At 31.1% G+C, this 24,484-nt stretch carries 24 protein-coding genes; 12 read left to right on the top strand and 12 right to left on the bottom strand.

What is annotated here, in order from left to right:
• Positions 1 to 92: 92 nt before the first annotated feature.
• From Q0998_RS14610 to Q0998_RS14585, 6 genes are all read right to left on the bottom strand, one after another.
• Complete coding sequence (locus Q0998_RS14610; RefSeq protein WP_299671035.1) at positions 93 to 5,426, bottom strand: FG-GAP-like repeat-containing protein; 5,334 nt, start codon at positions 5,424 to 5,426, stop codon at positions 93 to 95.
• Complete coding sequence (locus Q0998_RS14605) at positions 5,426 to 5,884, bottom strand: hypothetical protein (protein ID WP_299671033.1); 459 nt, start codon at positions 5,882 to 5,884, stop codon at positions 5,426 to 5,428. Before Q0998_RS14605 ends, Q0998_RS14610 begins: the two co-directional genes overlap by 1 nt.
• Positions 5,885 to 6,072: 188 nt before the next feature.
• On the bottom strand, positions 6,073 to 7,560 hold the full coding sequence (locus tag Q0998_RS14600) for a 7TM diverse intracellular signaling domain-containing protein (protein WP_299671031.1): 1,488 nt from the start codon (positions 7,558 to 7,560) through the stop codon (positions 6,073 to 6,075).
• Positions 7,561 to 7,779: 219 nt separating this feature from the next.
• Entirely contained in the window at positions 7,780 to 8,706 is a 927-nt protein-coding gene (prmC, locus tag Q0998_RS14595) for a peptide chain release factor N(5)-glutamine methyltransferase (RefSeq protein WP_299671029.1), read from the bottom strand.
• A 5-nt stretch (positions 8,707 to 8,711) separates the two neighbouring features.
• A complete protein-coding gene (gene cls, locus Q0998_RS14590; RefSeq protein WP_299671027.1) occupies positions 8,712 to 10,136 on the bottom strand; it encodes a cardiolipin synthase in 1,425 nt (474 codons plus the stop codon).
• Positions 10,137 to 10,148: 12 nt separating this feature from the next.
• The gene (locus Q0998_RS14585; RefSeq protein ID WP_299671025.1) at positions 10,149 to 10,640 is read right to left on the bottom strand and encodes a GNAT family N-acetyltransferase; all 492 of its coding nucleotides are present in this window, start codon (positions 10,638 to 10,640) and stop codon (positions 10,149 to 10,151) included.
• 52 nt (positions 10,641 to 10,692) lie between these two features.
• Between Q0998_RS14585 and Q0998_RS14580 the strand changes: the two genes are divergently transcribed.
• From Q0998_RS14580 to Q0998_RS14540, 9 genes are all read left to right on the top strand, one after another.
• Entirely contained in the window at positions 10,693 to 11,157 is a 465-nt protein-coding gene (locus Q0998_RS14580) for a hypothetical protein (protein ID WP_299671023.1), read from the top strand.
• A gap of 3 nt (positions 11,158 to 11,160) precedes the next feature.
• Positions 11,161 to 12,228 (top strand): bifunctional diaminohydroxyphosphoribosylaminopyrimidine deaminase/5-amino-6-(5-phosphoribosylamino)uracil reductase RibD, encoded by a 1,068-nt coding sequence (gene ribD / locus Q0998_RS14575; RefSeq protein ID WP_299671144.1) that lies wholly within the window; start codon positions 11,161 to 11,163, stop codon positions 12,226 to 12,228.
• Positions 12,221 to 12,832, top strand: coding sequence for an HAD-IA family hydrolase (locus Q0998_RS14570; RefSeq protein WP_299671022.1), 612 nt, complete (start codon positions 12,221 to 12,223; stop codon positions 12,830 to 12,832). The genes ribD and Q0998_RS14570 overlap by 8 nt, the downstream gene beginning before the upstream one ends.
• Positions 12,829 to 13,689 (top strand): EamA family transporter, encoded by an 861-nt coding sequence (locus Q0998_RS14565; RefSeq protein ID WP_299671020.1) that lies wholly within the window; start codon positions 12,829 to 12,831, stop codon positions 13,687 to 13,689. Before Q0998_RS14570 ends, Q0998_RS14565 begins: the two co-directional genes overlap by 4 nt.
• A gap of 273 nt (positions 13,690 to 13,962) precedes the next feature.
• Positions 13,963 to 14,571, top strand: coding sequence for a YigZ family protein (locus tag Q0998_RS14560; protein ID WP_299671018.1), 609 nt, complete (start codon positions 13,963 to 13,965; stop codon positions 14,569 to 14,571).
• Between the two features lie 207 nt (positions 14,572 to 14,778).
• Positions 14,779 to 15,633 carry a CPBP family intramembrane glutamic endopeptidase gene (locus Q0998_RS14555; RefSeq protein WP_299671016.1) on the top strand — a complete coding sequence of 285 codons (855 nt, stop codon included), beginning with the start codon at positions 14,779 to 14,781 and terminating at the stop codon, positions 15,631 to 15,633.
• Complete coding sequence (locus Q0998_RS14550) at positions 15,630 to 16,166, top strand: flavodoxin domain-containing protein (protein WP_299671014.1); 537 nt, start codon at positions 15,630 to 15,632, stop codon at positions 16,164 to 16,166. Before Q0998_RS14555 ends, Q0998_RS14550 begins: the two co-directional genes overlap by 4 nt.
• Before the next feature lie 220 nt (positions 16,167 to 16,386).
• The gene (gene lpxD, locus Q0998_RS14545; RefSeq protein ID WP_299671012.1) at positions 16,387 to 17,376 is read left to right on the top strand and encodes a UDP-3-O-(3-hydroxymyristoyl)glucosamine N-acyltransferase; all 990 of its coding nucleotides are present in this window, start codon (positions 16,387 to 16,389) and stop codon (positions 17,374 to 17,376) included.
• Between the two features lie 209 nt (positions 17,377 to 17,585).
• Positions 17,586 to 17,735 carry a hypothetical protein gene (locus tag Q0998_RS14540; RefSeq protein ID WP_299671010.1) on the top strand — a complete coding sequence of 50 codons (150 nt, stop codon included), beginning with the start codon at positions 17,586 to 17,588 and terminating at the stop codon, positions 17,733 to 17,735.
• Here Q0998_RS14540 and Q0998_RS14535 read toward each other — a convergent pair.
• Positions 17,732 to 18,133, bottom strand: a complete 402-nt coding sequence (locus Q0998_RS14535; protein WP_299671008.1) for a thioesterase family protein — start codon at positions 18,131 to 18,133, stop codon at positions 17,732 to 17,734. The two genes, Q0998_RS14540 and Q0998_RS14535, sit on opposite strands and share 4 nt — an antisense overlap.
• A gap of 171 nt (positions 18,134 to 18,304) precedes the next feature.
• Between Q0998_RS14535 and dnaA the strand changes: the two genes are divergently transcribed.
• From dnaA to Q0998_RS14520, 3 genes are read left to right on the top strand one after another with little or no spacing between them, the layout of a single operon-like run.
• Positions 18,305 to 19,732, top strand: a complete 1,428-nt coding sequence (gene dnaA, locus Q0998_RS14530) for a chromosomal replication initiator protein DnaA (RefSeq protein WP_299671006.1) — start codon at positions 18,305 to 18,307, stop codon at positions 19,730 to 19,732.
• Between the two features lie 32 nt (positions 19,733 to 19,764).
• On the top strand, positions 19,765 to 20,223 hold the full coding sequence (locus Q0998_RS14525) for a low molecular weight protein-tyrosine-phosphatase (protein WP_299671004.1): 459 nt from the start codon (positions 19,765 to 19,767) through the stop codon (positions 20,221 to 20,223).
• 57 nt (positions 20,224 to 20,280) lie between these two features.
• Positions 20,281 to 20,985 carry an SAM-dependent methyltransferase gene (locus Q0998_RS14520; RefSeq protein WP_299671002.1) on the top strand — a complete coding sequence of 235 codons (705 nt, stop codon included), beginning with the start codon at positions 20,281 to 20,283 and terminating at the stop codon, positions 20,983 to 20,985.
• 92 nt (positions 20,986 to 21,077) lie between these two features.
• Here the strand turns inward: Q0998_RS14520 and Q0998_RS14515 are convergent, their stop codons facing one another.
• The 5 genes from Q0998_RS14515 to Q0998_RS14495 form a co-directional block, all read right to left on the bottom strand.
• On the bottom strand, positions 21,078 to 21,704 hold the full coding sequence (locus tag Q0998_RS14515; RefSeq protein WP_299671000.1) for a peptidoglycan-binding protein LysM: 627 nt from the start codon (positions 21,702 to 21,704) through the stop codon (positions 21,078 to 21,080).
• Between the two features lie 328 nt (positions 21,705 to 22,032).
• Positions 22,033 to 22,665 (bottom strand): DUF2279 domain-containing protein, encoded by a 633-nt coding sequence (locus Q0998_RS14510; protein WP_366943656.1) that lies wholly within the window; start codon positions 22,663 to 22,665, stop codon positions 22,033 to 22,035.
• A gap of 9 nt (positions 22,666 to 22,674) precedes the next feature.
• Positions 22,675 to 22,800: a hypothetical protein gene (locus tag Q0998_RS14505; protein WP_299670998.1), complete on the bottom strand. Its 126-nt coding sequence runs from the start codon at positions 22,798 to 22,800 to the stop codon at positions 22,675 to 22,677.
• On the bottom strand, positions 22,778 to 23,806 hold the full coding sequence (gene mltG / locus Q0998_RS14500) for an endolytic transglycosylase MltG (RefSeq protein ID WP_299670996.1): 1,029 nt from the start codon (positions 23,804 to 23,806) through the stop codon (positions 22,778 to 22,780). The genes Q0998_RS14505 and mltG overlap by 23 nt, the downstream gene beginning before the upstream one ends.
• Before the next feature lie 27 nt (positions 23,807 to 23,833).
• A complete protein-coding gene (locus tag Q0998_RS14495; protein WP_299670995.1) occupies positions 23,834 to 24,355 on the bottom strand; it encodes a GNAT family N-acetyltransferase in 522 nt (173 codons plus the stop codon).
• Positions 24,356 to 24,484: the final 129 nt, after the last annotated feature.

Genomic DNA, 24,484 nt, shown 5'->3' with positions numbered 1-24,484 from the left:
AAAATAGATAAATTAAGAATTAATTATTCATAAAATTAAATAAAAAAAGGAGCTCTATGAGAGCTCCTTTTAGAATAAATAGTAATTAATTTTTAATCTTTAGTGATGATTAATTTTTTACTAACCGTTTCATTTTTAGTTATTATTTTTAAGATATACAAACCAGACGATAAGTTAAAATTACCAATGGTTACAATATTATCTGAACTCTCCTCTTTAGAGATAAATTTGCGTTCTATAAGTTTACCAGTAGTATCAAAAAGAAAGATGTTTGTGTCTAAACTAACAGCAGTCAATCTAATATCAAAAATACCGTTTGAAGGATTCGGATAAATAGACAAATTATCATTTAAAGAAGGCACTGTAGCAACACTAGATTTGGTATCTCCTTTTGCATTTGCACCACCACCTACACAAGTTGCAGTACATGCACCTAAAGAATCTGCATGATCTGTATCAACACCGTGTAGTGTTAAGTGCTTCATTACAGCATTCTTACTAATAACAATTTCTACATGTTTGGTTCCTTTTTTACCACTTGTATGATGACAAACCACCACTTTTCCGTTGGGTCTTCCCTTTCTATCAAAACCTCTTGCATCAATGACACAAACGTATAAAGAGGTACTAGCAGAACAACCATTTGAATTGGTAACCGTTACATTGTAATAGGTACTTACTTCTGGCATAATACTAGGATTTGCTTCGTTAGAAACAAGCTCTCCAGAAGAAGTTGTCCACTGATAAGTAAAACCAGTTCCTCCAGAAACAACTGTAGATAGGTTTACTGTTTCGGCAAAGCCTAAGAAAATAGTATTTACTTTCTGCGTATTTACAGCATAGAAATCATTGATACTTACCGTAGGAATATCTCCAATAACAGTAACAATTGCCGACATTGCAGCAGTATTACCAGAAGCATCTGTAGCGGTTAATGTTACTAGATTCTCACCGATATCATTACAGGTAAAACGATCGTTGTCTAAAGCTAATGCAAAGGTACAGTTGTCAAAAGTTCCGCCATCTACATCCTGAGTAGAAATTGTAGCTTCGCCATTTGCAAGTGTTACCGCAACAGCTTGTGTAATAACCGTTGGATTGGTCACATCGTTTACCGTTACATTTGCAGTTAAAGAAGCTTTGTTTCCATTAACATCTTCAACCGTTAAAATTACTTCATTTACACCAACATTCGAACAACTAAAAGATTCAGCGTTTAAAGAAAGTGTTTTGATGCCACAGGCATCAGAAGAACCATTGTTGATCATTTCTGGTGTAATGGTTACATATCCGTTTGCATCTAAATCTAAAGAAATGTCATTGGTAACCACTATTGGTGCGGTTACATCGTTTACAGTTACTATTGCTGTTTGAGAAGCAACGTTTCCGTTTACATCGGTAGCTGTTAAGAGCACTTCATTTACACCTACGTTAGCACAACTAAAAGTGTTGATATTTAAAGCAAGAGATTGAATACCACAAGCATCTGTAGAACCATTGTTAATCATCTCTGGACTAATAGAAATGTTACCAGAAGCATCTAAATCAACAACAATATTTTGAGTGATTACATTTGGAGCTAATGTATCTCCAGGAACTGTAAAAGTTTGTGTAATATTTGTTCCTCCTGGTTTACTTACAGTAACCGTATAGTCTCCTGGGTTTAAGTTTGCAATATCTTGAGTTGTTTCTCCATTACTCCAACTGTACGTAATACACGGACTATTTGAAGAAATGTTTATCTCAATTGCGCCATTTAATGAATCTGAACAGGTAGCAGGAGTAATTGATTCTTCTGAAACGGTTACTTCTTCTATAAAATCAACAGTGTTTATTTTAACTCTGTGTTCATTATTAAGACCACCAGTTGCTGCTGTAAAGCCCCAAAAGACACCACTATTACCTGAGAAAATAGTGTTTATAATATCTCCTGTATAGTTAATAATAGTATTTCCTTGGAAAACTACTTTAAAGCTATTCGTATCTTTTTTCCAAGATATTTTTACATTATGATAAGCTCCATTTTCTAGATTAGAAACAACATGAGGACCCGAAAGGTTGTTGCTTGTAGAATGATTTGTATCTCCATTTTTAGTAAGTGCTACATGGTCTTGATATGGATCACTTGTATTTCTATAAGTATCAAATTCTACAGCCAAAGAAGGGTTTATTCCTAAGTATCCTAAACCACCACCAGATGAACCTTGATTGGTGCTTAAAGGTTGAAGAACAAAAGCCATACCATCTGCACCGAAATCTTTATTTCCTAAATAAATATCAAAATCTAATTCGAAATCAGATGAAAGATTTAATTTGTTTTGATACCAAACTCCTCCAAATTGACCATTTACAGCGCTCGTTAATTTATATGTAGAATTCCCTAAATAAGAGGAATTTCCAATATTCACATAATCTGCCTGATTAAAAGTAGTTTGACTTGAGCCATCTGTAACAGTTACAGTTGCTTGGGCGCTGTTTGAGTTTCCGTAGATGTCATTAACTGTTAACGTAACTTCATTATCTCCATAATCTGCACATGTAAACTGGTTTGGAGAAACCGTTATTGAGCTTATTGCACAATTATCAAAAGATCCGTTATTTATAGCTTCTGGAGTAATAGAAGCATTCCCTGCCGAATCCAATTCAATTGTAAGATTTTGAGCAAATACAGTTGGTGCTTGATTGTCTATTACAGTAAGTACGAAATCTTTAGTTTCTATACCACAAGCATTTTCAGTCGTAACAGAAATAGTTGTAGTTCCTGAATTGTAAATTAAGCCAGATCCTGTTCCACTTCCAGAACCAATAGTTGCTCCTGTTAATATATAGGTTAAGGTCGGAGTAGGATTCCCTTCTGAAATAACTTCATAATTTATAAGAGCAGTACATAAACCAGCATCTGTAAATACATCAAGATTGTTTAAAGTAGAAGTTATCGCTGCTTTTTCACAAGTAATTTCTGCGGTTAAAGGTAAGGATACAAAACCTTGATTACAGTCATTAGAATTGAAACTCAAGAATGCAGCATATGATGTAATGTTAGGTGCATTAAATATTACCTCTATCGTAGCAGAGTTTCCTGGGGCAATAAAACCTGGAGCAGCAAAACCACTTAATGCAAATGCACTTGCATCATTTCCGCTAACTTGAAGATTTGTAATATCTAAATTACCAGAACCAGTATTGCTAATTGTAATTGTTTTGGTATAATCTTGATTTGGTAAAGCATTACCATAATCTCCGTTACCAGAAACTTCTAATTCTGCAGGATTTGCAGTGATTATAGTCGCATCAGAAATAGCAGAACAACCAAATAAATCGATTACACGAACACTATAATTACCAACGGTGGTTGCTTCATAAGATTGTTGTGTTGCATTTGGTATATCAACCCCATCTTTCATCCATTGATAGATAGAAGACTCTGTAGCTGTTAAAGTAGAAGATCCATTAGGCGGACATAGAAATGCATTACCACTTGGAGAAATATCTACTGTTGGATTTTCATTAACTACAACTGGTGTTGCTATAGATTCACCTGAACAACCACCTGCGTTTGTAACAATCACTGTATAGTTTCCTGTTGCCGTTGCAATATAGTTTTGATTTGTTGCATTTGTAATCACTGCACCGTCTTTTTTCCACTGGTAAGAGTCACCATCATTTGCATTCATCTCTACAGTTTCTCCTTGACAAACGGTACTTTGACCCGCTACAATAATAGCAGCAGGTTGTACGTTAACTATTGCTGTACAAGTAGATTGATTTCCTGCACCATCTGTGGCAGTTAAAGTAACGGTGTTTTCACCAATATTAGCACAAGTAAAAGTTGTTTCAGACAGAACTAAAGATTCAATACCACAGGCATCTCCAGAACCATTATCTATCATTTCTGTTGTAATTGTTACAGTTCCTGCTGGACTTAATGCTACAATTATATTTCTACAAGAAACCGTTGGTGGCGTAACATCATTTTGCGCGCCTGTGTTTCTATGAAAACGAATGGTGTTACTACTAATGCCTGAAGTTGCAATATCTGGAACAAAATCTCCGTCTAAATCTCCAATAACAATACCCGAAACTTCAGCTCTATTAGAAGAAGAATAATCGAATCTTGCAGCAAAACTTGGTGTTCCAGCTGAGCTTGTAGTATTTCTATATACAGAAAACACATTTACTCCTAAAGATTTCGTAACAATATCTGGATATCCATCACCATCTACATCTCCAACTCCAATTCTGTAGTTATTTACAGGAGAAGGAATATTTACTGTTGTTGCAAAAGAAATATTACCAACTGTTGAAGTATTTCTCCAAATTGCAGTATTAGTAGCTCCTGTATAATTACAAGAGGTAAAATCTATTCTTCCATCTTTATCAAAATCTGCAATCATTGCTCTGTAAGGAAATGTTCCTGCTCCTGTTGGATCTGAAGACCAGTATTCTGGACTTTCAAAACTAGCAGTTAAGCTACCATTAGCTGTAGTGTTTCTTATAGAAACCGCTCTGTTAGCACCTCCTTGAGAAGCTATAAAATCTGTTTTCCCATCTCCATCAATATCTGCAACTTGAATTCCAGTACATCTAGATCCTACATTTTGAACAACTTGTCTAGCTGTAAAATTAAAATTTCCTGGTCCAGTACTTGTATTGAAAGCTATCCAAACAGTATTTCCATTTTCTCCAATGATATCAATTTTTCCATCATTATTAAAATCACCCGCTCCAACTTGATAGTTAGAAACTAATCTACTATCTGTAACATAAAGTAGACCAACATTTCCAACACCAGTGCTTGTGTTTCTCATGATAGCACTATTAGTTACTATGTCTTTAAGACCATCACCATCAAAATCTGCTACTGCAATAGATTGTGCTGCGCCTCCAGTTGAACCATTGTTATATCTTCCAAAGTTAATAGTACCAGGTGTACTATTATTAGTAGCAATGGTAATACCTCCGCCATTGGCTGCAGAAATTACTTCAGGCTTGCCATCATTATCCATGTCTTGCGAAAGCATGTTGTAGGCACCATAAATACCTGTTAACTCTTGCGAAGTATTTTGATATGAAGTAGCCGTTAAAGGTGTAGGACAAAAAATTCCGTTAAAATGTGTTTTAGAATACGCTGTTAAATTACAGTTGTTCTTTACACTTATTAAAGCAGTAGTGCTTCCTTCTGGCACTCTAACTTCTAAAGTTCCAAAAGAAGAAGCAACAATTGTAGCCTGTGTTGCTCCAAAAAACACCTGATTGTTTGCAGGCGTAGCATCAAAGTTGGCACCTGTAATGGTTACCGTACTTCCTATAAAACCTGTTTTAGGTGAAAAATCGTTAATTATAGGTCTATCGTTACACTGTGCAATTGATGTTCCACTTACTCCCAAGCAGACCATCATTACTATTATTGATAATATTTTTTTCATTATTCTGTTTGATACGTTATTTTAATCTTCATAGAAGCTAATTCTATGTTTGCTGGAAAATCAAATTTTAAATTTGAATGTTCGCTAGAACTACAAGAAGCAATAAACATGTCTCCTAATTTTGAAGCAAAAGGAGCTACTACAATTTGAGCGGTGTTGTTCTTATTATCAGAAAAGTCTAATGTAAATCCTACTTTAGGATTTGTACCATCTTCATTAAAAGCATTTATTAAAATGGTTGCATTAGAATTAGTGGAGCATTTTACAACACTATAAGAAACGTCATAATGAAATGATGCTTCTTCTAGAGCTGTCCAGTTTTTAAGTGTTTCTATATTAGATTGCGCAAAACTAAAGCTTGAGCAAAATAAGACAAAACTTAAAAAAAATACTGTTGGTACATGTCTTTTAATAAAGGGCAAAGACAGACCCTTTTTGAGTAATGATTTTTTTTTCATTGTAAAAAAGTTTGGTTAGTTAAGTGGTAAAAGTAGGTTGAAAAACAACGTTTTTATAATAATTTTGTAAAATCAGGTATTAATACCCCCCCTTTGTAAAAACTGATTTCTAAACATACTTTACCAGCAGTAAAATTGATGAAAACAAATGAATTACAATCGAAATTAGGGGGTAGTTTTTCCTACCCTTAAAAATAAGTAACTGGTTTTAAGGTGTTTAAATTGTAGGTTTTTTCTTTTAATTCTTTTCTGTTTTTTACACTTATCTTAGAATAGATATTTCGAATATGATACTTTACGGTGTTGGTAGAGATAAATAATTTTTCTGCAATTTGGTTGTTATTTAAATCTTCATTTAAATATCTTAGAATTTCAACCTCTCTTAGGGTAAGTGGTTTATTTGAGATGTCGTTTACTTTTAAAAATGCTAAATATGAATCCGTTTTAAAATAATTTCCATCTATTTTAGAAGTTTTATCTCGTATATGTTTTTGAAGCTGTTTTGTGTTTTTATGCTCTTGTTCTATTTTGTTTTTCATTTTATTGCTAATCGCATAGGTAAAAACAATCATATCTAGCCAGCTTGCAATTTTTACAATATTCATATCTCCAAAAACTTCCCAATATCCAAATGGATACCCTAAAATAAAGTAAACTGAAAAAGGAATAATTAGTAAATATCCTAGAACATAAAATCTTGCAGAAGGTATTTTTTTTAAATAATAAATACCAAATATCCACAATATTGGAAATAGAGAAATACCCACTGCATCTGCAATTGCAATAAAAATAAATTTATTTGTTATAGAATAGCAGGCATACAAAAGTAATACCGTTATAGGGAATAAATATATTATTTTGGTAAATACAGGTCGTCTTTTATGTAAGTCTAAAAATTTAACTGAAAAAAGTAAAAACCAAATTTCATTAGAAATGTGAATTAAAAATTCCAATTTATAGTACGTATCATTCCCTCTAAAATATCCTATTAATGAACCATCGTACAATAAAAAATTGAATGTTAGGGAAGTAAGAAATAGTAAATAATATAAATAGATTTTATCTCTAAATTTAAAGAAGAAAAAAAAGTTTAATATAATTACAGCTATTGCAGTTCCGTAATACAAACTATTTATTGTTTTCTTTTCCATCACATATGATAAAAAATCTTTTTTATATAAAATTTTAAGAGGAAAGTTTGCTTCTTTAGGAAAAATAACTTTTAAGTAATAAGTACTTTGAATTTTTTTATTTTGTAGAATTTTAAAAGCAGGAAATTTATAGGAAATAGCCAAATCATTTTTCAATATACTATTACCCGTAGATGTGATAAAATCTGTAGTATTATTCGAGTGGTTGTAAACGTCTATTCTATCTATATTATGTGTTGGTATGTAAGCAATAAGTTCCGATGATGTAGAATTTCTAACATTCAACTTCATCCAATAGACACCATTTTTCTTTCCTAAACTATTGCTTTTAGGAAGTTTTATAAATGTATAAGAATTAATAATATCATTAATCTTATAATTATTGTCTTTGAGGTAAGAAATGTTATAATTAGTAAAACTTATTTCTTTTTCTATATTTTTTTGTCCTGCTGTTTTTAAAGAAATGAAAATAAAAAATAAAGTAATACACGGCAGCAGCCATATTCGTTTTATAATTGAAGGCATAAAAAGGGTAAATTACATGAAATTATTTAAACAATGGTATGCAAGCTGGTATGCTTTTATAACTGTTTGAATAATGATTGGTAATTTTTAAATATCAATATATGAAGAGCACTGAAAAATTGTTTAAAATTACACATCGAAAAAAAGTTTAGGTTAGTTGATACATGTAAAATTATGTGAAATAAATTTAATTTCCACATATTTTGTTAAAAACAGGTATTAATACGTACTCCTAATCATTCTATCATTTCCAAATAAATCTTTCTTCAATTCAATATTTTTGAACCCTTTTTCTTGCAACATTAACTCTGTTTCTTTTCCTAAATATTGGTTGATTTCAAAGAATAACAGTCCGTTTTTAGAAAGATGCTGTTTGGCTAAATCTGCAATTTTATTGTAGAAAATTAAAGGATTTTCATCAGTTACAAACAATGCTAAATGGGGTTCGTTTCTTAAAACGTTGTTTTTGATTTCTACTTTTTCTAGCTCTCTAACGTAAGGTGGGTTAGAGACAATAATGTCGAATTTATTATTTAAAGAGGTTCTTGACTGCGCTCGAACAGCCATTTTATTTAGATTTTCTGTCTGTAAAATATCTAATTCAATAAATTCAACTTCAACTTTATTTAAAACTGTATTTTGTTTCGCAATTTTTAGAGCTTCAGTAGAAATATCAATGGCTGAAATTTTTGTATTGTTTGTGTTTTTAGCTAAAGAAATAGGTATACAGCCCGTTCCTGTACCTATATCTAAAATAGATAAAACTTTTTCTTCGCTCTTAGCCGAATTAAGATCTGTTTTCTTACTTCTTAGCTTTTTAATTTCTAATAAAATCCACGCTACCAATTCTTCAGTTTCTGGTCTTGGTATTAAAGTATTTTCATCAACAATAAACGGCAAACCATAAAATTCTGTTTTTCCTAAAATATATTGAATAGGTTCTTCTTTTTTTAAGCGTTGAATACTATTTTTTAAATCAAATAAATTTTCATTAGAAATTAAAAAATTTGGTGCTAATACAGTATCTATTCTTTTAAGGTTGAGTTTTTCTTCAACAAGAATAAAGAAAAGTGAATCAATTTCTGTTTTTGGATAGTTTTTTAAAAGTTCTTGATTAAGAAATAGCTTAAAATTTTTGAGCGTCATAAAATCTACAATAAAGGGCTGAAAAAACGACACAAACGTTCTAATGTTTTTTGCTTATTAGATCTGTCTAAAAATTCATCTAGATCTATTTTGTTGGCTTTTTCTTTTCTTAAATTGAATTCTTCTCTAACTTCTGAAGTTATTTCTTTGTCAAAAATTATGGCATTCAATTCATAATTATGCTCAAAACTTCTACAGTCAAAATTAGTAGAACCTATAGAAGTAATTTTATCATCAATAAAAATTACTTTACTATGCGCAAAATCTTCTCTTAAATAAATCTCCACACCAGCTTTTAACAAGCTTTCAAAGTAAGAATACATGCTGTAAGTTGCTACTTTAGAATCGCTTTTTTCTGGCAATAATAAAGTCACTTTTACACCACTTAATGCGGCAATTTTAAAAGCTTCTAGAATAGGGAAAGTTGGCACAAAATAAGGGTTTAAGACACAAATACTTTTTTCAGCTAAATTGATAAAGCTTAAATATTGTTGCATTACTACAGATTGTTCATAATCTGGACCACTAGAAACAATATGAATCTTTTTATCACTAGCTGCTTTATGAACCTTAGTATATCTTTCTTCTTTACCTAAGTCTATTTCTGTTGCATAGTAATAATCTTTTAAAAAAGACTTATGCAAATTGGCTACAGCATCTCCTTCAATTTTTATATGAGCATCTTGCCAAATTCCTAAAAAATCGTCATCATTTATATATTCATCTGTAATATTTACACCACCTGTAAAACCAATTTTATTATCGATAACACAAATTTTTCTGTGGTTTCTATAATTAAGCGTAAATATAAAATTACCATAACTTAAGGGTAATTCTGGGTGTATTTCTACACCAATTTCTTTCAATTCTTTTTTTATTTTACTTTTTAGATGAAAACTTCCAATGGCATCGTACAAAATTTTAACTTCTACATTTTCTTTTCTCTTCTGTCTTATGATTTCTAATAATTCAGTAAGTATTTTTCCTTCTTCAATAATATAATATTGTAGGTGGATGAATTCTTTTGCGTTTTTTATGGCTTCAAAAAGAACGTCGAAAGCTTCTTTCCCATTTTTTAAAACCTGAACTTTATTATGAACTTCTAGAGGAATGCCAGTGTTATTGTAAATAAGATTCGATATTTTTTCTGCTTTTCTGCTTTCTAGCTTATCTGTATGTTGATTCTCTGTATTTTTAAAAGTACTTTTAATATATTTCTTTCTTTTCTTTGTTTCTTTTAATTCTAAAAATTTAATTTTCCTTCGATTGATACCGAAAAGTAAAAAAGTAAAAACCCCAATAAATGGAAAAAAGAAGCAAATAAGAATCCAGCTTAAAGACTTAGAGGGTTTTATTCCAAAGTATAAAATGTTATAAAAAGCCCAACCGAATAAAATCAAATGGACTCCTGAAAGTATATAGTAAATCAAAATAATATGTTTTTAAATTTTTTTAAGCATCCACACATTGCATGAGTAGTGGCCAGTATTTCCTAAGGGTTTTTCTATATTTAAAAAACCATTTCTTTTATATAATTTTTGAGCAGCTTCCATATACGGCATGGTTTCTAAATAACAACTTTCAAAACCAAATTCTTTTGCTTTGCTTAAGCATTTAGAAATTAATTTAGTGCCCAAACCCTTTCCTCTCGCCATTGGCAAAAAATACATTTTTTGAAGTTCACAGACATTATCATCACAATTATCTAACTTTGCAATGCCCGCACCACCCACAATTTTATTTTGATGCACTACTACAAAATAAGCGACGTTTTCTTTTTGGTAGTTTTCAAACATTTTATCTGTAGCTTTATCTTCATAAGCTGTACCAATTTTTGGGGCACCCATCTCTAAAATAACACTTCTAATTACTTCAGAAAGCTCTTTATTATCTTCAGGTTTTATTTCTCTAATGATAAAATCCTCATGTGTCATTTATTACTGTATTTTTGCAGGAGCAAGTTACCTAATTTTTTAATTTTTTTTGATGAAAAATGCAGTATATTTTTTGATATTCGTTTTATTAATGAATAGTTGTTCTGTTCAAAAAGAACCTATTTTTATAAAAGTAGACAACATAACAATAGTTAGTTATGCTGCAGACACTATAAAGTTAAAAGCAGACGCTTTTTTTGAAAACCCCAATGATGTTGGTGGAAAAATTTCTACAGATGAAATTAAAGTTCTTGTAAATGGGGCAGAAGTGGCACAGGTATTTTCAGATGAATTTAAGGTACCTGCAAGAGATGAGTTTTCTATTCCTTTAATAGCGCATATTCCTACTAAAAACCTTTTAACTTCTAATAAAGATGGTCTTTTAGGAGGTTTGATAAATTCTTTAATTACCAACAAAGTAAATGTTAGAATTAAAGGGAATTTAGAATATATAGTCTTTGGGTTTAAAAAAGAGTTTTTAATTGATAAAACACAAGAATTAAAAATAAAATTTTAAGCTATCAATCACGAATTTTACATACAGCGTTGTTTGCAAATTGCCAAAAACGGATTCGGGACTTCGCGTCCAAATCCTGCAGTTGGCGCAGTAATTGTACATCAAAATAAAATTATTGGAGAAGGGTTTACTTCGCCTTATGGTGGAAATCATGCAGAGGTAAATGCGATTAACGCTGTAAAGAATAAAACTGTTTTAAATGAAGCTACTATTTATGTAACTTTAGAACCTTGTGCCCATTTTGGTAAAACACCACCTTGTGCAGATTTAATTGTGCAACATAGATTGAAACAAGTTGTAATTGGTACTGTAGATTCTAATAGTTTGGTTGCTGGAAAAGGAATTGAACGTTTAAGAAACGCAGAAATTGATTTAATTGTGGGGGTTTTAGAGGATGAATGTAAAGTACATCACAAACGTTTTTTTACGGTTCAAGAAAAAAACAGGCCCTTTATTATTTTAAAATGGGCAGAAACAAAGGATGGCTTTCTGTATCCTGAATTTGTTTCAGGTTTTAATAAAGTTCAGAAAGAACTTCAGGGTGAACCCATTTGGATTTCAAATCAATATTCACAACAATTGGTGCACAAATTACGAAGCAAAGAACATGCAATTTTAGTAGGAACAAATACGGCGTTGGCAGACAACCCAAAATTGAATGTAAGATCTTGGACGGGAGAAAATCCTGTAAGAGTTGTTTTAGACAGAACGTTACGAATTCCTAAAACGGCAAATGTTTTAGATGGAAGTGTAAAAACGATAGTAATTACGGAAACCAAAATAGTGCACAAAGAATCAAGAAATTCTGTGATTTTTGAAGCCATAGATTTTTCAGAAAATCTGGCACAACAAATATGTGATGTGTTGCAAAAACACAATATTCAATCTTTAATTGTGGAAGGTGGGGCACAAACATTACAAACGTTTATAGATGAAGATTTATGGGACGAAGCCTTAGTTTTTGTCGGAGAAAATACTTTTAAAACGGGCATAAAGTCACCGAAAATCAATAAAAATTACACCGTAGAAAACATCCAAAGTAATGTTTTAAAAAAATATAGAAATGATTAAAAATATCATCTTCGATTTTGGAGACATTTTTATCAATTTAGATAAAAAACGGTTTGCTAAAGAACTACAAAACCTAAATATTTTTCAAGAGTCTGAAGAAATCTATCCAATTTTACATCAATATGAAATGGGGTTGATTTCTACAGAAAAATTTTTACTTTTTTTTGAGAAAAAATTAGCAATTTCTCCAGAAAAAATAATAAAAGCATGGAATTCTATTTTAGTAGATTTTCCAAAAAGTCGATTCAAATTTATTCAAGAATTGGCCGCATCTAAAAAGTATAGGTTGTTTTTGTTAAGCAATACAAATGATCTGCATATTTCTTGGATTCAAGACAATTGGGGAATGCCATTGTACAATGCCTTTAAAAATTGTTTTGAGCAATTTTATCTATCTCATGAAATAAAAATGAGAAAACCCAATCATGATATTTACAAATTTGTGTTACATGAAAACAGTTTAAAAGCTGAAGAAACACTGTTTATAGATGATACCAAAGAAAACACAGATGCAGCAAAATTAGTGGACATTCACGTTTGGAACCTGAATCCGTTAAAAGATGATGTAACACAACTATTCACAAAAAACAGCCCTTTATTTTGATCTTTCTACTCCTAAGTGTCCTTTTTTCAACAGGATTATTTGTCATATTTAAATATTTTGGTATCTATAAAATAGACGTTTTAAAAGCAATCTTTGTAAACTATATTGTTGCATTTTCTATGGGCTTTTTATTGGCAGAAAGGCAAATACCAATAAATGAAATCTATTTAGAACCTTGGTTTTCTGGCGCGTTAATTCTAGGAGCACTGTTTGTATCTATCTTTTTTGTAATGGCAATGACGGCTCAAAAAAATGGAGTTTCTGTAACTTCTATTGCAGGTAAAATGTCTGTGGTAGTTCCTGTTTTTTTTGGAATTATTTTATACAATGAATCGGTCACATTCTTAAAAATAGTAGGTATTGTGATCGCGTTGGTTGCGGTATATCTATCTTCTGTAAAAGAAGAGAAATCAGAAAAAAAAGGCACCTTAATGTTTCCCATTTTATTATTTTTGGGTTCAGGAACTATAGATACTTTATTAAAATACGTGCAGACAAATCATGTTTTAGATGAAGATATTTCTATTTTTTCTGGGAGTTTATTCGGTATTGCGGCTATTTTTGCTTTTATTATTTTAGTCATCAAGTCTATAAAAAAACGAACGCCTTTTGGTTTGAAAAATATAATTGCAGGAATCATTTTAGGAGTTCCAAATTATTTTTCTATCATTTTTTTGATAAAAGCATTACAGAACAAAAATTTTGAAAGTTCAACGCTATTTACCATAAATAATGTGGCAATTGTAATTGTATCTACTTTGGTTGGTTTGTTGTTATTTAAAGAAAAATTCAGTTTCAAAAATAAAATCGGAGTCGCTTTGGCTGTTTTAGGAATTGTATTGGTAACTATTGCTTAATTTTATTATCTAGTTAAAGGTTAAAACCCTGCAATTTTATTGAAGTTACTTTAGTTTCTATAAATGTTTTAGCCACGAATTCACTAATTGATTCACCTAATTTGATTGAATTTAGCGAATTTCACGAGGCAGACTTTTAGTCTGCTAATAGAGTGGTTTATTTTTAAAGTTTTAAATTAAAATATTTAAACAATTAACAATGCTTTCTATATTTTTATGTGGTCAATCTTTTAAATTTAACCATTTTGTAAAAGAAATGGTTAAATTGCTTAAATGAAAGAAGACGCCTATAAAACCATTGAAAAACCATCTGAGGAAACCCTTTTTAAAGAAAAAGGAAGCAAATTTTTTGGATATGCTTTTCCTGTGTTGTCTGAAGAGGATGTTAAAGAGAAATTAGAAGAGCTTAAAAAAAAACATCATACTGCACGTCATTTTTGTTATGCCTATCAAATAGGCATTGAAAAAACTCAATACAGAGCAAATGATGATGGCGAACCTAACAATTCTGCAGGCTTGCCCATTTATGGTCAAATCCAATCATTTGAAGTCACCAATATTTTAATTGTTTCTGTGCGTTACTTTGGCGGAACAAAACTAGGTGTTGGTGGTTTAATTTCAGCGTATAAAAGGTCTGCTCAACTTTCTTTAGAAGCTTCAGCCATTTTAGAAAAGACAATTAATGTTCAATACAAACTGACGTTTAATTACGATTTGATGAACGCCGTTATGAGAATCATCAAAGAGAAAAATATTGAAATCGTCAGTCAGACATTAGAAATGGATTGCCAATATATTATTTCCGTCAGAAAAAAGGATGCAAAAAGTATTTTTAAGATTTTTGACAACCTGTATAAGGTTTTCATTAAGAAGTTGGAGTAAAATGCAGCTTGATTTTAATAGAAATTATTAAAGTGACATCATACTAACTTGGCTTTAAGTTGAATTGTATTTAAAGAGGCACCGAGATTTTAATAGCTAAGATGATAATTATCATTTTAAAGAATATCCAATCATTTTATTTTTGGTAAAGAAGAATTAACACCTACGAAACGATATGTTTAATAGACAAAATGGTTGTAGATAATTATGAGAGAATACATAAAAAAAAACTCTGTTGCACTCTTTTTTACTTTGACATTTATGATTTCTTGGAGCGGAATTTTGATTATTACAAACCAAACAGGACTTCCTGCCGCCAAAGAACAATTTGATGAATGGCTTCCAATTGCAATGATTCCATATTTATTAGGGCCTAGTATTGCGGGTTTTATTATGATTGGTCTAACCAAAGGCAAAACGGAATTTAGCGAGTTGTTTAAAAAGTTGATGAAATGGCGCTTAAGAAGTTCAACATATCTAATAGCTCTATTTGTCGTACCATTACTTTCAGTTATTTCTCTTCTTATTTTGTATCAATTTTCAAAAGTATACATTCCAGACATTATTACTGCAGATGATAAATTAACACTCATTTTAAGTGGATTAGCTTACGGAATAATCGGTGGTGGGCTCTTTGAGGAATTAGGATGGTCTGGTTTTGCAACTCCTAAACTAAGAGAAAAATATGGCGTATTAAAGACCGGTTTAATCATTGGTGTATTTTGGGGAGCATGGCATTTTCTTCCTGTTTTTTGGGGATCTGGTGATCGTTTGGGCAATTTAGATGTATCAATATTTTTACCTGGTTTGTTTTTCCATTATGCAGGTTTAATACCTGTACGTATACTTATCGTTTGGCTTTATGATAAATCACTCAGTTTAATTCCTCCCATAATTTTACATGCAACGTTAACAACATTCACATTTTTTATCTTCAATATCTCTCAGTTAGGTATCTCTCTTTTTATTTATTATGCCCTTCTTTCTATCGGGTTTTGGATTTTTGTCGCCTTTATTATTAAGAGAAAACCACTATTGAGACTACATAAAATTATAAAATGAAAATACTTATTATTTATGGCACAAGTGAAGGGCAAACTCGTAAAATTGCCCGATTTATGGAAGATATCCTTCAAGATGAAAATCATAAAGTGGTAATTGCGGATGCAACAGAAGAACCTCCTAAACCAGATGATTTTGATGTTGCTTTGATTGGAAGTTCAATACACATGCACAAATATCAAAGTTCTATTTATGAGTATGTTTTGCAAAATAAAGATATACTTAATAAAAAGCCTTCCGCATTTTTTTCTGTATGCTTGGCAGTTGCATCTGATATTGATGAGGAACATAAGGAGGCCAATGCCATTGCTGAGAAATTTTTAAAACAAACAGGCTGGCAGGCAAGAGAAATCAATCATATTGCAGGTGCAATAAAGTATACCAAATACGATTATTTTAGACGATTAATTATGAGAATGATTGCAAAAAAACAAGGTGGGAACACGAACACTTCTAAAGACCATGAATATACTAATTGGGATGCTGTTAAATATTTTGTGCTTGACTTTGTGAGTAAGATAGAAAAATATTGAAAGTACCAACAAAAATTAGAAATGGATTGCCAATATATTATTTCCGTCAGAAAAAATGATGCAAAAAGTATTTTTGGAATTTTTGACAACCTGTATAAAGTTGATGTTAAGTTAATTAGTTGGTTTTTAATTGTAAAATAAATAATTTTCTTTTGATTTTAATCTCAAAATATTTTGTAGTTAATTTTTTCTATTAGATTTACAAAAAATAAAAGCGGAAATGACGTCTTATACAATTAGTGAAATCAACAATATTTTAAACGGAAAGTTGATAGGGATTACTACAGGAAAAATTAACGGTCCAGAAGAAATAAAAAAAGCAAATAAAAATCAAATTACTTTTATAGGAAGTAATAAATATACAAAGTTTTGGTCAGATTCTAAAGCTTGTGCTGCTTTGGTAAATATTAGTTGTAAGATTGAGCCAGGAGAAAATCGTGCCTTTATTATAGTCAGTAATGTCGATTTGGCAATGGCTAAAATATTAGAACTTTTTAATCCTCCGCCTCCAGTTTTTGATACAGATATTCACCCAACAGCTGTAATACACGAAACAGCTATCATTGGAAAAGGTTGTAAAATTGGTCCAAATTGTTATGTGGGTAAGAACGTCGAACTAGGAAAAGAGGTAACTTTATATCCAAATGTTTGTGTGTTTGATGAAACCATTATTGGTGATAATACGATTGTTTGGTCTGGTACTGTTATTCGAGAACGTTGTATTATTGGCAGCAATTGTATTTTTCATACAAACGTAAGCATTGGGGCAGATGGTTTTGGTTACAGACCAAGTGCAGATGGGAATGGTTTGGTTAAAATTCCTCAAATAGGAAATGTTATTATTGGGCATTTTGTTGAAATAGGCGCAAATTCTTGTGTAGATAGAGCAAAATTTAGTGCCACCATTATTGGCGATGGTTGCAAGATTGACAATTTAGTACAAATTGCACACAATAGTGTCATGGGACGTTCTTGTATCATGGCAGGACATAGTGGATTGGCGGGCTCTGTTACGTTAGGTGACGGAGTTATGATTGGCGGCAGCGCATCTATTAAAGACCATACCACCATACATTCTGGTGCAACAGTTGGTGCTGGTTCTGGCGTTATAGCAGACGTAGAGGCAGGTAAAACGGTGTTAGGGTATCCAGCGCAAGATGCAAGAGATATGTTAAAACAATGGGTGAAAGTAAGAAAATTGATGAGTTAATGAAAAGTCATTCAAAAATGATGCAAAAAGTATTTTTAAAATTTTTGAAAATTGATATAAGGTAGAGGTGAAGAAATTGGAGTAGTATTTAATTTGATTCTAAAGGTATTTCCTTATAACTTCGCTAACTACTTATATAAATCATTGAAACGACACATCTCAGTGTTAACATTGGCATTCAATGCGGAACGCACTAAGACTTAAAAAACATGAATAAAGTAAGAATTATAGGTTTAATGGCATTAGTAATTGGAATTATTATTCAATTTACATTAGAAAATGATTTTATCTCTGCATTATTAATTGGTCTCGGAATTGGATTACTTGTAGTAGGTAGAATAAAAAAATCAGCTATTTAATCGAATCCTAAACTTTTCAACAAATAATCTGGACAACGAGTGGGTTTCATCGTTTTCATTTTCATAAAAGCCAACACAGAATTTCCTGTGCAAATTAATTCATTTTCTTGATTTTTAATTTCATAATCAAATTCAATCTTAACCATCGGCTTTTTTTTAAGAAAAGTAGTTATGGTTAAAACATCATCATACAACGCCGGTTTTATAAAATTGCATTTTAACGAAATTACAGGTAGCATTATTCCGCTGATTTCCATATCTTTGTAAGTAACCCCTAAAGAACGTAACCATTCTGTTCTACCGAGTTCAAAAAATTGTGCGTAGTTGCCATGATAGACAATGCCCATTTGATCAGTTTCAGAATATCGAATTCTAGTTTTTGTTGATGATTTTTTCAATTTTTGTAGACAGAATTTAGAGAAGCATTTTACGTAAAAAATAATTAATAATCAATAGCAAATTGATTTTTTTATACTGAATTTTATTCACACTTTTGTATAACCTAAGGAAGTGGATAAAAAACGCTGTGATATCCGATTTAATAACTCAAAATAGTACCATAACAATAAATGACTTTAACTGCTGACTCTGTTTGGAATGATTGTTTGTCTTTTATCAAAGACAATATTAAACCACAAGCATATAAAACTTGGTTTGAACCTATCAAACCTGTAAAACTTTCAGGAGAGGCATTAACGATTCAGGTGCCAAGTAAATTTTTCTACGAATGGTTAGAAGAACATTACATTAAATTATTAAGAGTTGCATTGGTAAGACAACTAGGAAATGATGCCAAATTGATTTACGATGTAAAAATGGAAAACAATTACAGCAGCAATAGACCGCAAATTGTTAAAATTCCTAGCTCAAATAGAGATCCCTTAAAACCTCAAAGAGTTACCGTTCCTTTAGAATCAAATAAAAGAGAATTAAGAAATCCGTTTGTAATTCCAGGATTGCAAAAAGTAAAAATTGAATCTCAACTAAACCCGAACTATAATTTTGTAAACTTTATAGAAGGAGATTCTAATAGGTTGGCGCGTTCTGCTGGTATGGCAGTTGCAAACAAACCAGGAGGAACTTCTTTTAATCCGTTATTAATTTATGGTGGAGTAGGTTTAGGAAAAACGCATCTATCACATGCAATTGGGGTAGATATTAAAGACAAATATCCAGATAAAACTGTGTTGTATATTTCTTCGGAAAAATTTACACAACAATTTATAGATTCCGTAAAATCGAACACCAGAAATGATTTTATTCATTTTTATCAAATGATCGATGTGTTAATTATTGATGATGTTCAGTTCTTATCAGGAAAAGCAGGAACACAAGATGTTTTCTTCCATATTTTTAACCATTTACATCAAAATGGAAAGCAAGTAATTTTAACTTCAGACAAAGCACCTGTAGATATGCAAGACATAGAACAGCGTTTGTTATCTCGTTTTAAATGGGGATTGTCTGCAGAATTACAAGCACCAGATTACGAAACTAGAATTTCTATCTTACAAAACAAATTGTTTAGAGACGGTGTTGAAATGCCAGAAGATATTGTAGAATATATTGCTAAAAATATAAAATCTAACGTTAGAGAATTAGAAGGTGTTATTATTTCTATGATTGCACAAGCCTCTTTTAATAGAAGAGAATTCTCTTTAGAATTGGCAAAACAGATTGTAGATAAGTTTGTAAAGAATACAAAGAAAGAAGTCTCAATTGATTATATTCAGAAAGAAGTTTCTAAATATTTTGATATGGATGTTGCTACTTTACAATCTAAAACCAGAAAACGTCATATTGTACAAGCGAGACAATTGGCCATGTTCTTTGCAAAAAGATTAACAAAGACTTCTTTGGCAAGTATAGGGAATCAAATTGGGCAAAGAGATCATGCCACCGTTTTACATGCTTGTAAAACAGTAGACAATCTAACAGAAACCGACAAACAATTTAGAAAATACGTTGACGACTTAACTAAGAAGTTAACATTCTAAACGGACGCTTAAAAAGCTCAAATTTTTTTTTGATGAAAAAAGTATTGATGGTTTGCTTGGGGAATATTTGTCGTTCGCCACTAGCAGAAGGTATTTTGCAATCGAAAGTGAGTACAGATGCAGTTTTTGTAGATTCAGCAGGAACAGCTGCGTATCATGTAGGGAATCTTCCCGATGAACGCTCTGTTGAAGTTGCTAGAAAATACGGCATTGATATTACAACTCAAAAAGCAAGAAAGTTTACGGTAAAAGATTTTGATAATTTTGATGTTATTTATGCAATGGATGATAGCAATTATCAACATATTATTTTGTTAGCTAGAAACACAGAAGAGCATCAAAAGGTAAAAATGGTTCTGAACGAAACACAGCCAGATCAAAATTTTTCAGTTCCAGATCCTTATTATGGCGAAAGTCAAGGTTTCGAAAAAGTTTATAAAATGCTAAACGAAGCTTGTGATATTATTGCAAATAATTTTATCAGAAAATAAATAATGTATGTTTTATCAGTGAAAATTGATAAAGATTCGAGTCTAAAAATAAAAATCATGATTGGCAAACTCTATTTAATTCCCACAACTTTAGGAGATACAGAACCTTTAGAGGTCATGCCTTTGTCAGTAAAAAAGGTAGTTGAAGAAATTGATTATTATATTGTAGAAAGTGAAAAGTCTGCGAGAAAATTTATCAAAAAAATTTCACCCAAAAAATCACAATCCTCTTTACACTTAATGTCTTTAGATAAATATGCTGAAGATATCGAAACCAGTACATATTTAGATATTTGTAAAGAAGGAATACATGTAGGTTTACTTTCAGAAGCTGGCGTACCAGCGGTTGCAGATCCTGGAGCAAGTATTGTAAAGTTGGCGCATGAAAATAACATTCAAGTGGTACCTTTGGTTGGGCCAAGTTCTATTTTAATGGCAATGATGAGTTCTGGTATGAACGGACAAAACTTTGCTTTTAATGGCTATTTACCAATTGATAAATCAGACAGAAAAAAAGCTATTAAAGATTTAGAGAAATTATCTAAGGATAAAAATCAATCTCAAATTTTTATAGAAACGCCTTATAGAAACGAAAAGATGTTTGCAGATTTAAAAGCAACCTTAACACCATCCACCAATTTATGCATTGCTGCAGACATTACGCTGTCTTCAGAATTTATAAAAACATTATCGATGGAAGATTGGAAACATCAAACACCAGATTTACATAAAAAACCTGCAATTTTTATAATTCAGAAGTAAACGGAGGTTTCACTTATTTTAACAATCCTATAGAAATAGAAATTCATAAAAAGCAACTATTCATAAATAAAAGAGTTCTTATTTAAAATCTTCTAAACTCTTGCATTTTTATTTGCTACAATATTAGAAACATCGTAATCACCAAATTTTCTTAAATAAGATTGGATGGTTGCGCCATAAGCATCTGCAAAATGTTGAGAACCATTACTTCGTAAGAATTTCTTTACATTTCCTGCACCACTTAAATGCGCAGCTGCTAGAATACCAGATTCGGTAATTTTAATTCCATTTATATTTTTACCAACAGAACGTTGTATGTCTTTTCTTAAAATCCATTTGTTCACTTTACATAAAGCGACAAAGGCTTTTTCTTGTAATTCAGGATTTTTTAAAAATGCTTGTGTATTGTAAATTCGAAATCTTTGTAAAGTTGTGCGACCAAATTGGTATTTCCCTAAATATCCTAAAGTATTTACAACCGTATATTTTCCTTGCGATTCTTTAAAAGCAACAGCTTCTTTAAAAGCAACAAAATCTCTCTTTAAGTAAAGAAGGTCATTTCCTATAAATTTAGGAAAATTTGTTTTTGTTTTCGAAACCGTTTCTGATTTTGAAATATCTTTTTTATCAATTGAAGTTGCATTGATAAAAAGTAAAACGAGACTTAGTAAAAGTATTTTATTTTTGATAAATTGTATTTTTCTGTTTTGCGGTTGCAAAGTTACAATACATTTTAAAACTTCCTGATTATCAATATGTTAAATTTATCTAAAAATACAAATAATGAAATTTTATTTGTCCTTTGGTGTTAATTTCGAGTGTTGGAGCTGGAATCTTTATGAAATTGACAACAGAAAAGACGGTTTGTAGGAATTTCGAATTTGTACTAATTTTTGTCAAATCTAAATCTAAACTTACATAAAATTGCCGGTAAGGATCTTTCGACACAGGGTTAGCAGCTTTTGTTTCTCCATACAACATTCCCTCAGCGCCATAACCAAAAGCAATATTTAACCATTTAGGGAAACTACTTTCTTTGTTAAAAGCTCAGATGTTTGCAGAAATCCAATAGGTTTGCCCATTATAATCTTTTAAAGTCTGTTGAATAAAATTTTCACCCAATGTATTTGGTCTTTGTTTGGCAAAGTTGGTCTGATGAAAGGAATATTTAAGGGTAATTCTTTGCTCATTCCATAAAATTTCCTGACCAACTAATAAACCAGTTCCTGCAGCATTTGCTAAAATATCTCCAGGTGAAGCGCCCCATTCTTTAGAAAAACCGTCTAAAACTTCAACAGCTGTTAAAAAAGCAAAACCATAGGTTGCGCCATAAATTAATTGATTTTTTTTTGAAATTCCAGCCCAATCCAAAGCTTCCATACCAAGTTTACCTAGATGATACGAAGTCATCAAATGACCAACTTTATCCATTTGTTTCCATTCTGCATTGTCATTCGTAAAATGAAAACTAGAACGTTCATAATCTTTATACCAAAGTTGATCGAGCGCTAATAGTGTTCCAGTTGTTAAAACACTCTTAGTTATAATGATTGCGTTTCTTCTTTTGGTATGTAAAGTATCAGATTTTTTTAAAAATGAAGATGCTTGTGCTTGTAAAATGAGTGTACTAAAAAAAAACACATATAAAAATATGTTTTTTTTACTTTTTATAATGATCATTTGATTGTGTTATTTTAACTTCCAACTTCCAACTTCCAACTTCCAACTTCCAACTTCCAACTTCCAACTTCCAACTTCCAACTTCCAACTTCCAACTTCTATCTTCCAACTTCTACCTATTAACCCCTTGATCATTTAACCAATTATGATATTTAACGGCATTTCTATTGTGTTGTGCTAAGGTTTTAGCAAATGCATGATAACCTAATTTCTCTACATTTACACACATATAATAATAGTCATGGTCTTCTGCATTTAAAACAGCATCTATTGTTATTTGATCTGGCATAGAAATTAGCGTAGGAGGCAACCCTGTATTTTTATAGGTATTATAAGGAGAGTTAATTTCTAAATCTACATTTAATACTCTTTTTACTACATAATCTTGCCCTTTTTGTTCTTTGATTACATATATTACTGTTGGGTCTGCTTGCAGCGGCCAGCCTTTTTTTAACCTATTTAAATACAAACCAGCCACTGTAGGTTTTTCAGATTTTTGTGCAGTTTCTTTTTGAACAATAGAGGCTAAAATAATTACTTCATCTTTTGATAGATTTAATTTTTTTGCTTTTTCTAACCGGCTCTTGTTCCAAAATCTTTTATAGGCAACCAGCATTTTTGTTCTAAAATCTTCTGCTGAAACCGTCCAATAAAACTCATAGGTATTTGGAATGAATATTTGTAAAACAGATTTCTCTGTTAAATCATTCTCTTTTAGAAATTTTTCATTTTTGAAAGCATTCATCAAAGAAATTGAATCTGTTTCTAATTGTTCTGCAATTCTCTCTACAAATTTTTCTAAAGTGTCTTGATTGTTGAAAGAAACTTTTAAAGGGGTTTGCCTTCCAATTCTAAGCATATTTACAATGTCATTATTAGACATGCCTTTTTTTATAAGGTACCTGCCTGCTTCTGTACTCTTAAATTTTTTCTGACTTTTAACCCATGTAAAAGAATTAAAATCTTCTAAAAAAGGAGCTATTTTCGCATCTAATTGCGCCATAGTATCTGACTTTCCGATAAAGATTTCGCCATCTTTAAGAACATTGTCGGAAAAAATTCTTTGGTATAAAGTAAAACCAATCATACAAGCCACTAAAAAAAGAGCAGCTACAATTCTAAATATATTTTTCTTGTTCAATCGTATAAATTTTAAAAGGCTGTAAAGTTACTCTTTTATCAATTGAAATAGTATTTCATCTTTAAATTTTCTATCAGAAAAAATCCAGTCTTTTTTTACACCCACTTTTTTAAAATTTTTTTTGGTGAATACAGCAATACTTTTCTTATTCTCACTAGTGATGTTTGCATACAATTGATGCAAATTTAAATGTCTGAAAGCATACGCTATTAATACAGATAAAGCTTCTAAAGCAACACCTTTTTGCTGAAAATCTGGATGAATTAAAATTCCGATTCCAGCTCTTTTATGTTGCGGATTATAATCGAAAAGATCAATCATACCAATTTGTTTCTCTGTAGATATTTCCTCAATTAGTAGGCGCAATTGTTTGGCTTCGAAAAGATCTAAATGTGCATTTTCTAAATATTGTTTTAAAACGTATTTAGAAAAAGGCGTTTGTGTGTGGCTTACTTCCCAAAAAGACTCATTGTTTTCTATTTCGTATAAAAACTCTAAATCTTCTGGTTCTAGCGCGCGTAGTTTTATGTTTTTACCATCTAAGGTCATATTTTTAATGTTTTATAGAACAAATATATTGAACCATTCAAAATTTAGCGTTTGTCATCCTATGTTTGCAAAAGGATATGGATTAAAGTATTTATATTAGATAGATATTAATAAAAAGGAGAAAGAGCA

The sequence above is a fragment of the uncultured Polaribacter sp. genome (genome assembly GCF_947501385.1).
GTDB lineage: Bacteria > Bacteroidota > Bacteroidia > Flavobacteriales > Flavobacteriaceae > Polaribacter.
This window is presented reverse-complemented; position numbering and strand designations above follow the sequence as displayed.